The organism is Bacillus sp. FSL K6-0042 (assembly GCF_038006685.1).
Classification (GTDB): domain Bacteria; phylum Bacillota; class Bacilli; order Bacillales; family Bacillaceae_G; genus Bacillus_A; species Bacillus_A pseudomycoides.
Window position 1 is genome coordinate 2,208,688 of sequence record NZ_JBBOVS010000001.1, and the last position, 11,594, is coordinate 2,220,281.

The window sequence follows — 11,594 nt, forward strand, 5'->3', positions numbered from 1 at the left end:
TCGAAATGCCCTTTACAAAAGGGACAGATTAGTATTATCCCTTACTGATTTGATGTTCATATAAATAATTTTATACGCAATCACTTTAGAATCCTTCGATAAAAAAAGATAAAGCATCGTATCTTTTTTATAAACATTACAACTTTATTCAAAACATCGTGACTCTGTTTCAAATTCACAGTTGGAAATAATGCATCACCCGAAGGAGTTTAAGCTCCTTTATCCAAATCCAGATATACCTATGTATCTTGCTAAAATCCCTCTAAGGGGTCACCATACATGCTCATCAACTTAAGAATTTTATAACGCCCCCCCCAAAACAAAAAATTGTACATTTTCACCTGGAGATGCCAATTTTCTCGTTTTGGGGTATTTGCTTTTCTTAGCTTGATAGCGATGTGATGGGTTTGAACCAGAAAGGTATATGTTTAACCATAAAAACTATGAAAAAATTTATCCGATGTCACTTGTTGCCTACTTGCTAAATTCAGCAAGTAAAATATTTTTAAAAGGATCAGGACTGTTAGCTCTACCCATACTGTTCAAATTGACGGCCAACGTATGCTTGCCTCCAAGTGTACCTCCAGCAAAAGTAACAAACCCTGGAATGCTACCTCCGTGTCCCCATATTGAGACACCGTTTGGAAGCTTAGTTTCATAGATTCCAAGACCATATCTGCCGAGTTCAGCTTCTCCTGTAGGAACTGTAGTAAGCATTTGCTTTAGTTGCTGTTCCTTCAGTAATTTGCCACTGAGTAAGTGAGAGAAGAATTTGTTTAAGTCGTCAGCAGTAGAAATCATATCTCCAGCCGAGCTACCCATACTTGGGTTATAATAAGTAACGTCTTTTAGCTCACTTGCTCCGTCTGGTAGGAAATATCCACGGGCATGCTTGGTGCCTGGAATAACGCTTGAATTGCCAGGTAGGAATGTATTCGACAATTCAAGCGGTTCAATAATCCGATTTTCAATCTCTTCCGCATAGCTGTTTCCGGTTACTTTTTCAATAAGGATACCCAGTAATACGTATCCTGTGTTTGAATAAGACCAGCCCTTTCCTGGGGCAAAGTCTGGGGGCAGAGAAATCCCCATCTTTACTAATTCTTCAGCCGTATACGATTTTTTTGTATCCATAATATCAAAGTCTTTTGACCTTGTGTATTCAGCGATACCACTTGTATGGTTCAATATCTGCCGGATGGTAATCTGTTTACCATCATATCCGTTTCCTTGAATGACACCAGGCAACCATTTTTCGATGGAGTCGTCTAGATTCAGGCGGTTCTCTCCAGCTAATTGAAGTACAACCGTTGCGGTGAACGTCTTCGTCACGCTGCCAATGCGAAAGCGAAAATCTGTTTCCATTGGTTTCTTGGTGCTCAGATTCGCTACCCCAGCGGCATAACTCCACGTTTTTCCACCCTCGGAAGTTTTAGTAAGTATCCCCGGGAATCCAAGATGCAATGTATCCCGCATTGCTTGTTTGACGGAATTACGATCTCGCTCAGTGCTTGTTTGTAACGAACTAGATACATTTTGATTGGGCTCTGCTTTTACAATTGAGGTGGGCGTTGTGTATAACAGGGAACTTCCAGCTATAAAAAGGGCCAGACTTGCAAATGTAATTTGACTACGTGTTTTCATAAGGCATTCCTCTCCTCTATTCATATTGTATAGGTGGTTGCTTGCTGTTTCATACTAACCACACAGCTATCATCTCCACCAATGACAAAAGGTCAACATTGAATTCGTAATCATCTTCATAATTATTATTTTTACAAACGCCATTCTCTCCTAACAAACGGTAAATCCCTCTTTTTCCACATGTATGTTAACCCCAGAAATTACTTCTTTTCCTTGAAACACTCTTGTTACTGGTTTGTTTTTCATATATAAGTCATATCTGTTCCGCCTTTCACGCCTCTTTATATTTTGATCATACACAATGAAAATCTCTTTTTCCTTACCCATTCCTTACAAATTACTTACGTTCAAAATAGCTTCTATAATAGGGTAGAAGGAGAATCTGTGCCGGAAAGTTCAAAATATTTTCCAATAAATATATGAATCAAAAAGAAACACAGAGGGTTTTTGCTTCTGTGTTTCTTTTTTTCGTCCTTTAAATATTAAGGAGTCGGTTTACTCTTAACAGGGTGAATTCCGGCTCTTTTCTAATGTGATTTTTCTTCTTGTGATACAACACAAATGACATTGTGTTGTATGAAACACTCCTAACGTTGTTAAAATCACTTGTTTCTAATTGGAAATTTATTTAACCTAGGGGGGACTCCATATCCATCAGCTTAAGAAAAATAAACGCCTGGATAGGCTACACTGAACTAGACAAAAAAAATAAGGTCAAGTAGACTACAACTAATATATTTGAGGAGAATCTACTATGACGAACAATAAAAGAGAAAGAAGAACCTTTACAGCGGAATTTAAGCACCAAATGGTTCAACTGTATCAGAATGGTAAACCAAGGAAAGACATCATTAAGGAATATGGATTAACACCATCATCATTGGATCGATGGATCAATCAAAATCATACGTCTGGCTCGTTTAAAGAGAAAGATAATAAGACCGCTGAACAACTAGAGTTGGAAGCGTTGAGAAAACAAAACAAACAACTTCTTATGGAAAATGATATTTTAAAGCAAGCAGCGCTGATACTAGGACGAAAGTAAAAGTAGTGAAGAATAACCTACATAAATACTCAATATCAGCAATGTGCAATGTCCTACAATTATCAAGAGCAACGTATTATTATGAAGCCAAACAAGCACAAGATACAGTAGATGAATTGTCACCACTCGTGAAAGAAATCTTCCGAGAGAGCCGTCAGAACTATGGAACACGAAAGATAAAAGTAGAACTAAAAAAGGTAGGATATGTGATTTCACGTCGCCGTATTGGGCGAATCATGCAGAACCAAGGTTTAGTATCGAACTATACGATTGCACAATTTAAGCCGAAGAGAGTTAGCTGTAACGAAGAAAACATTTCAAACGAACTCAATCGTCAGTTCAACCAACAAGAAGAGCTGGCTGTAGTCGTAAGTGATTTAACATACGTCCGTGTGAACAAAAAGTGGAATTACGTATGTTTATTAGTCGATCTCTTTAATCGAGAAATCATAGGCCATAGCGCAGGCCAAAAGAAAGATGCCGAGCTTGTTTCACAAGCTTTCGCAACGGTGAAAACAAACTTAAATCGGATTACCTTATTTCATACAGATCGAGGAAATGAGTTCAAAAACAAGCTGATCCATGACACGTTAGAGACCTTCAAAATCCAGCGTTCATTAAGTGCGAAAGGCTGTCCATATGATAATGCGGTAGCGGAAGCAACCTACAAAATCTTTAAAACAGAGTTCGTTCGCGATCGTCATTTCACAAGTTTAGAAGAATTGATTTTAGAATTGAACGACTACGTAAACTGGTTTAACAATGTTAGAATCCATGGCACATTAGGCTATTTGAGCCCTGTTCAGTACAGGCAGGAACACCTTAAAAAAATTGTCTAGTTTCGTGTTGACACACCACGCCCTCAAAACGAAAAAATGAGCTGACTTCTCAAAGTAACTACCTGTAGAAAAAGAAAATGTTCATTTAGGGGGTATATTAAAACCTTAGCTTGATAGCAATAGGGTACCGCCACATCGCTATCAAGTTAAGAAATACATTCTTCCCCAAAACGAAAAAAACGAACTAAATTTCTATGGACAACTATGAAAGGATGAAATTTTCGTTTTGGGGATACTTCAAAATCTTAGGTTGATGGGCATAAGGTGCTACCCCTTATAAAAAAGTTTGATCATATCTCAAAAATTTCTTCAATCCCCTTCATTACTTCAAAGGATCCTGAACTTTTGTTTGAAGGTATCGCTATCTTGATTCCTGATTTAGGATAAAAAGCAGAATGGAAGCTCACGCCAGGGTCATATCCCATTACATGATACTTAATTATAGATTTTTCCCTTTTAGTGATCCAAAGTCCATATCCATAATCTACCCCATCTTTAACATGGATTTGCGAATTTAAAAGTATTTCTGTGTATTCTTTACTTAAAAGCTGATGATTTAACAATGCTTCCCAAAATTTGATCATATCTGATGGTGTAATAAAAGCCCCCCCATCAGCTCCACCTTTTATTGGAATCGAGTAGGTATTTGTTCTCCATGTTTCATCTTTATTATCTATGTACCCATAGGCAGTGCTTTTAGGGAGTCGATCTAAAGGAAAATATCCTGAGTCATTCATTCCACATCGTTGGAAGAGATTTGCTTCAATATAGTCGGTAAAAGAAAGTCCTGATTGTTGTTCCACGATTAAACCTAAAACAATAAATCCTGCATTATTGTAGTGGAATTTCTCTCCAGGTTGGAACATCATCTCCCCATTTTGAAATAAAGGAAGAAAATCTTTTGCGTCATTCAAGAGATACATAGGTATTTGTTTCCAAAGGTCTTCAAAGTCATCCATTACTTGTTCATCAAAATAGTCCGGTATTCCAGAACTGTGGGTCAAAAGGTGATGAATTGTTACGCCTTTGTTAAAATGCGGAAATTTTATGTTCAAACAATTTTCAAGACGAGTTTCAAATGATAGTAAACCCTTTTCAACGAGTTGGCAAATAGCAACAGCTGTAAACAACTTACAGCCAGATGCAATTCCAAAACGTGTATGAACAGTATTCAATTTTTTATCCGCCCTGTTCGCATAACCAAATGCTGATTCAAATAAGAGTTCATTGTTAGCCTTGATGTAAATAGCTCCAGAAAATTGTTCATCTATTATGTTATGAATTGCTTTAGTAAGGTTTAAAACTCGATTGCTCAAAATAATCCCCCTTATTCATAGATAGTAATGTATTATTCCCCATTTTAGTACGAATTTCCTTTTACTCATTAATACCAGAAAAGAATAAAGTCCAGTTTTTCAGGACAAGATTTTGAGATGCCCCCATTGCCATCAAGCTAAGATTTTGAAGTACCCCCAAAACAAAAACTTTATCTCACCACAGTTGTCTATGAGAATCCAGTTCATTTTTTTCGTTTTGGAGAACGATGAGTTTCTTAACTTGATAACGATGTGGCGGGACCCCACATCCATCAACTTAAGGATTTAGACTATTCTTGAAGTTAAAAGCACGTTACTATTCTCTTATGTTAATGAGAAAGGGTGACGTGCTTTTTATGAATATGCATCAAAAACAAGAGTTGTCTTTATTTGCCGAAGAGTTATATCGCTATATGTCTCCTGCTACACTTAATCAATTAGCTATAGAAGCAGGCGGAATGAAACGAAAACGTAAGTGCCATGGGCACCATTTTTTATCTTTGTGTGTATGGTTAAATCAACAAATCGCTACTACCTCTCTTACTCAACTTTGTAGTCAATTAGAAACTTCAACAGGAATTTTATTAAGTCCTGAGGGACTTAATCGGCGATTTAACTCGGCTTCTGTAGCCTTCTTTCGAACTGTATTTACTACACTTCTACAAGCTAAAATTGGGGGATTATCTAAGATTTCTCATGCTCTTTCTACTTACTTTGAGCGTATTCTTATCCTTGATTCTACAACATTTCAAGTGCCGGATCGATTTGCATCTACTTATCCTGGTGCCGGAGGATGTAGTCATAAAGCTGGTGTAAAAATTCAACTGGAGTATGACTTGTTGAGTGGAGAATTTTCTGATGTGAAAATTGAACCAGGAAAACGAAGTGATCAAGCGTATGGTGCGACTCGAACAGGTATGGCACAAAAGAATGAACTATATATTCGTGACTTAGGATATTTTCGTTTACAAGACTTTAAGTCTATTCAAGATAAGCAAGGATATTATTTATCACGTCTTAAGTTACCAACTAAGATATATAGAAAGGAATTCGAAACAGTCATATTTAAAACAAAACCCGCTCAACTGAGGCCGGTATATATACAAATTCATTTGGAAGACATTATGAACCAATTACAACCTGGCCAAGTGTATGAATTACATGATGTATATGTAGGGAGCAAAGACAAACTACCTACTCGCATTGTGGTTTATAAATGTACGGAGGAGCAAAAACAAAAACGCCTACGTGATCGAGCTATTCGTGAAAAGAAAAAAGGAATTACATATACAGAGCGTACGAAACTTTTACAAGGAATTACGGTATATATGACAAACATTCCTACGGAATGGGTACCAAAAGAGAAAATCTATGATTTATATTCACTACGTTGGCAAATTGAACTGTTATTTAAAATATGGAAATCCTGGTTTCAAATTCATCGTTGTAAATCTATTAAACAAGAGCGATTAGAATGTCATCTTTATGGACAACTCATTAGTATCCTATTATGTTCTTCTACAATGTTTAAGATGAGAGAACTCCTATTACGTAAGAAACAGAAAGAGCTAAGTGAATATAAAGCGATGTACATAATTAAAGATTATTTTTCACTTTTTCACCAAGCATTACACAAAAACACCCAAGAGCTATCAAAGGTTCTCCTTCGTCTGTTTAACCTCCTACAGCGCAACGGACGAAAATCTCATCGATACGAGAAAAAGACAGTCTTTGACATTTCTTACGATTAGTCAATTGTTTTTTATAGATTTTTCACAGAGTAAAGGCTAGAGAATTCATATCATATATCCATAAATAAAAAGTCATACGAAATACCCCTAATATCTTTTAGTTTTTTTACTAGGGGAGAAATATGTTATGATAAATTAGGCTATGGTTTCAGGTAGTTAACCGATAATCATAGTGTGTATTATGTGTAATAAGGTAGAAGAGGAGCTTCAATAACTTATTTACACATGCGATAGACGCGACTTTATGACACTTGTTATAAGGTTGCGTTTTTAATTTATCATAATACTCGACAATATGGTTCTGTCCGTAACGCCGTTGTTTAATCATGTTCTGGATAATGAGAAAAAGAAGTTTCCGCAAGTGTTTATTTCCACGCTTATTAATCTTATCTTTGAAAAAAGTTTTTCCTGATTGAAAACGGCGTATATCAATACCTGCAAATGCATTGAGTTGTTTGTTATTTTTGAAGCGAGTAATATCCCCGATTTCAGCTAACAAACGTATAGCCGTATTGGGACCGATTCCTGGAAAACTAAGAATAATTGGATACTCTGTGCGACTTTCAGCTAATCGTACCATCTTCTCGATACACTGTTCTTTTTGATGAAGGAGCTCCTGATAGCGTTTTGCGTATGATTTGAGTTGTTCACATAAAACGTCATCCTGACGTACGGCTGGATAGGAATCCTTGGCAGCATCAAGTACTTTCATGGCTTTCTTTTCCGCAATGCTGATTGATATGTTTTTATTGGTATTCGTACGAATCCGATTCTTTATGACCGTTTTGGAAAGATTTTTAATAAGATCTGGGTGAGGGAACAACTGAACAAAGTTTAAAAATAAATCTGATTTAATTGTAAAAATCTGTTCCAATTCCGGAAATGTCAACTGAATGACTTTATGCATACGACTACGAATCACGGATAATTCGTCATCCAGTTCACTGTAAAACCTTGAGAGTGATTTTAATTGATAAAATAGGTGATCTGTACTTACCTTTTCTCTCCGGGAAGCCGTGAAATGAGTGAGAGCTAATTGATGTGCGTCGCTTCTATCGGTTTTATGAATCCGTAAGGAATCACATTGTAATTTCGCTTCTAAAGGGTTCAACAGACAGTATTCATACTTGTTATCTTGCATAAAACGCTCTAGTTGCCTGGAGTAAACACCGGTTGCTTCGAACACAATATGAGGTGATTTTCTATTTTCATTCGTAAGTTGGTCTATTCGTTTTCGTAGTTCCTCAAAATCAGGCTTAGAATGATTTATTTCACTTTCAAAAATACATTGTTTTTGAACATTATAAATAACCATATAACTCTTTCCCATACTAATATCAAACGCAATCACATGTCGCATATTTTGCCTCCTCATGTAGAGTTGAAGTCTTCACCTTACTCTTATCGATTCCCATTTCTTATACACGATCTCAGGGACCAACATACTAAACTGATTCAAATAAGGTAAGTGAAGAAGGTCTGTTTTGGGTACGGATTCGAGATCCCAATATCAAATCGACCTACTCTTCACTTCTACTATAAAAAAATAGTAGTGCAAACCAATGCCTTGGTCTACACTACTAATCTTAGTATGTTTTGGGTGTTGTGTATGAGTATACCACTTCTACTCATCAGGTAGCATAGTAAAAAAATTCAAACCCGTCAGGGTTTATTTGATATGCCTACTTTTATAACATCTATAAACGATAATAAAATATTACGTGAAAAGACCCCATTTTGTATAAAAATATACCTTAAGTTGATGGATGTGTGGCGGGACCCCATGCCCATCAACCTTTTATTATGAAGTAACCCCTGAACGTATTATATTATTGTTTTTTTATTAACAGACATAAAAATGATTCATTTGTTTTATTGATAATTCCCAGACATAATTGTAATATGTTTGTATATATTTAAACTAAATTGATTTACGTTTGATTTTCCAGAAAGAGATGGGAAATATTAATAACAATAAAATAATGGGTATATCACCTACAAAGAGCTGCAAAAAGAACGGAACCAGTACGGAAAAGATGCTTTCGTGAAAAATTTCAAAAAATAAGCATTATTAGCTCTTAAAGAAAAATGACTAGAAAAGTTACAACCATATGGAGAATAAGGTTATACAAAAAAAGTCCTAAAAGGGGGACAAAATTATGGAACAAAGAAAGTATTCAGTAACACCTCAAGATCGAATGAATTATTTATTAGATCTTTATTCTGCAGATCAACAAATTAATGCAGTTCTTTATTTTCCTGTAGGTATATCAAAGAAAATACTTGAACAATCAGTAAGGATAACGTTACAATTGCAGCCAGTTTTGAACAGCCGGTTTGTAGAAAATGATATTCCTTACTGGGAGGAACATTCATCTGGCACTAACTCACCTATTTGCCTTTTTGCAGAAGGAAATAATCAAGAACTTGAAAAAATGGTAATAGATTTTATTAAGGAACCTGGTGATCGTATTCAGGGGCCTATGGTTCAAACAAAATTATTACGAGGCACTACAACAGATATGTTAGTTGTGAAATTATCTCATCTATGTTCAGATGGCACAGGAGTCAAGGAATATATTAATTTGCTTGGAGCAATTTATACTCACCTTTCCTTGGGACGATCTAAGGATCAAATTATAAAGGAATTTGGTGAGGGAAATGAGAGTTTTCGAGATCAATCACATGTATTCAAATATGCTGGAATATCGGACGTAAAAAGTGCGTATCGTCCTAACCAAGAACAACAGGCATCGTTATGGTCTTTTCCATCTCAACCCAACAAAAATAAATCCCCCCAAATGTCCGTACGGCGGTTGAGCCATGAGCAAACTCTACGTCTAACCCAATGGACAAAAGCACAACAGGCTACCTTGAATGATGTAATCATGACTGCATACTTCCGGGCTTTATCACATTTCACTGTGTATGCAGAACCTCGCACCGCAGAAAAAATGATCGGTTTGACAATTGATTTACGTCGATATCTGCCTAATTATACAACTGGTGCTATTTGCAACTTATCCGGTATGGAAATGCCAGTGATTAAAATGGAAGATGATGAATCATTTAATCAGACTCTTGTTCGAGTTAAACAATCAATGGATAAAATAAAGTCTCAAAATCCAGGTCTTTCTTCAGCAGCAGGAATGGAGCTACTGGCAGGTATGAAGCTATCTACGATGAAGGAAATGTATAATCAGCAATACGAACAGGCTTTACAGATGGGGATGGCGTTGCCATTACTGACAAATTTCGGGGTGATCGCTGATGAACCTATTCAGTTTGGTGAAGTTCAAGCTGAGGACGGGTATATGACATCACCCATTATGTATGCACCATTCTTTTCAATGGGTGCAAGCTTTTATAATAGAAGACTTACATTTACGATTGGTTATCATGCGCCGGATACATCAAAAGAAAAGGTAGACAAATTTTTAGAAAGTGTTGTTAATCAACTATCATAAATAAAATAAAAGAGAATATAGCGCAAAAATTTCTAGCGGAATTGTATTTTAGGGGCTCGTCTCATGTACGGCTAATCTCTTTTATAAACTCTATATTTACCAGACAGGTCTTACTCCCGATAAAAATTTATCTTCGCTTGCTTCATAAACTATTTTTGTTAAATCTTCTCTGATCGCACCTATCTTTATGTTTTATATTTATGGAAAATCGTAGTGAAAAACAATTTGCACCGCGAGAAAAACAAGATATATCGGCATAAAAGTACTAAAAAAGAGAAAAAAGAGCTGATTTAAACTACACTTTGAATCAGCTCTTTTTATTATTTTTTTGAAATGTTTCATACATATTACTCATAATAGGAGTACCGTCCATGCTCATCAACCTAAGATTTAAATATATCCTCAAAACAAAAATTTTATATCTCTACAGTTATTTATGAGAATTCAGCTCATTTTTTTCGTTTTTGGGAAGAGCGTATTTCTTAAGTTGATGGATGTGGGGTACCGCCAATATTTCGGGAATTTTGTACGCTAAGGAACCGACTTTTTTAGATTGGCTTGTTCAAGAAAAGTGTACCTTTCAGCAAAAAGCCAAAGGGTACACTTTTGTGTGCAGTATTTTTCTTTTCTTAACCGGTAATGCGTAAGCCTGTTATACGGTAGTTTGCTTATACTCTACGAATCACTTTTTTATTTTTTCCATTTTAAATTGTTTGTTTGAGTGTTACCTGCGATCTAAAAGGAGTTCGAATGAACTCAAAGTGAGGTAATATCTTAAAGTTTGATTAATTTATTTTTTTATCGAATGACTTGTGCGAGCCGTCACAGTTGGGCTGCTTTTGAGATAGTCCACAAGTGCAATCATTTAATCCCTTTCCATTGAGAATTTGCTCGATATATTTTTCAACCCTTGACTCTCGAGTTTTGGATTGTTTGGGTTGAGAAAAATAAAGAATGTATGCTCTTTGCCGTCCCGGCGTCAATGCTTCAAAAGCAGTTTTCAACGCGGGGATTTCATCGAATTTATTTTGAAGTTCTTCAGGAATTATGAATTCTTTATGCTCTTTCATTTTCACTTCTAAACCGGTTTTTTCAACTTCAATGGCTTCATAAATATAGGCTTTTAAGATGGTTTCCATTTCAACTATTTCTTGAACATTGGTGAACCGAATCTGGCGCGCCGCCTGTACATTCTCCGTTTGTTGGATTAGAATCCCATCGGCATCCTGCAACAAGGCACCTTTTTGAAACAGAAGCGCACAATATTCTTTAAATCCATGTATTAAAACTATGTTTTTTTTCTCAAACGTGTAACAAGGATGCATCCACTTAAATTCTTCGGTCAGCTCACAGTCAAGAACGATATTTCTCAACTTCTCATATTCTTCCTTCCACTTTTTAGCTTTACTTAAAAATTCATCAACTTTAGGATTCATTTCACTATTTGTCACCAAGGAACACCCCTCTTCAATTTTTCGATTAGCTGACAGTCAAGAATGATCATGCTCAATTTCTCCAATTCTTTCTGTCAC

Annotated in this window: 7 protein-coding genes; 3 read left to right on the forward strand and 4 right to left on the reverse strand. The window is 36.0% G+C overall.

Annotated elements, in window-relative coordinates; genetic code table 11:
* Positions 1 to 474 precede the first annotated feature (474 nt).
* Positions 475 to 1,644, reverse strand: coding sequence for a serine hydrolase domain-containing protein (locus MHH45_RS11430; RefSeq protein WP_016131650.1), 1,170 nt, complete (start codon positions 1,642 to 1,644; stop codon positions 475 to 477).
* Positions 1,645 to 2,398: 754 nt separating this feature from the next.
* Here MHH45_RS11430 and MHH45_RS11435 point away from each other — a divergent pair.
* A protein-coding gene (locus MHH45_RS11435; protein ID WP_088093830.1) for an IS3 family transposase occupies positions 2,399 to 3,528 on the forward strand; the annotation gives its coding sequence in 2 pieces (ribosomal slippage) (positions 2,399 to 2,654 and positions 2,654 to 3,528; 1,131 coding nt in all).
* Positions 3,529 to 3,818: 290 nt separating this feature from the next.
* On the opposite strand, the gene MHH45_RS11440 is transcribed toward MHH45_RS11435, so the two are convergent.
* Positions 3,819 to 4,844, reverse strand: coding sequence for a serine hydrolase domain-containing protein (locus MHH45_RS11440; protein WP_016113387.1), 1,026 nt, complete (start codon positions 4,842 to 4,844; stop codon positions 3,819 to 3,821).
* 356 nt (positions 4,845 to 5,200) lie between these two features.
* Between MHH45_RS11440 and MHH45_RS11445 the strand changes: the two genes are divergently transcribed.
* Positions 5,201 to 6,595 carry an IS4 family transposase gene (locus MHH45_RS11445; RefSeq protein WP_340862336.1) on the forward strand — a complete coding sequence of 465 codons (1,395 nt, stop codon included), beginning with the start codon at positions 5,201 to 5,203 and terminating at the stop codon, positions 6,593 to 6,595.
* Between the two features lie 148 nt (positions 6,596 to 6,743).
* On the opposite strand, the gene MHH45_RS11450 is transcribed toward MHH45_RS11445, so the two are convergent.
* Entirely contained in the window at positions 6,744 to 7,955 is a 1,212-nt protein-coding gene (locus MHH45_RS11450) for an IS110 family transposase (RefSeq protein WP_016132771.1), read from the reverse strand.
* Positions 7,956 to 8,754: 799 nt separating this feature from the next.
* On the opposite strand from MHH45_RS11450, the gene MHH45_RS11455 reads away from it, so the two are divergent.
* On the forward strand, positions 8,755 to 10,062 hold the full coding sequence (locus MHH45_RS11455) for a condensation domain-containing protein (protein WP_088094456.1): 1,308 nt from the start codon (positions 8,755 to 8,757) through the stop codon (positions 10,060 to 10,062).
* A gap of 785 nt (positions 10,063 to 10,847) precedes the next feature.
* On the opposite strand, the gene MHH45_RS11460 is transcribed toward MHH45_RS11455, so the two are convergent.
* The gene (locus MHH45_RS11460; protein ID WP_088094455.1) at positions 10,848 to 11,513 is read right to left on the reverse strand and encodes a YdeI/OmpD-associated family protein; all 666 of its coding nucleotides are present in this window, start codon (positions 11,511 to 11,513) and stop codon (positions 10,848 to 10,850) included.
* Positions 11,514 to 11,594 lie beyond the last annotated feature (81 nt).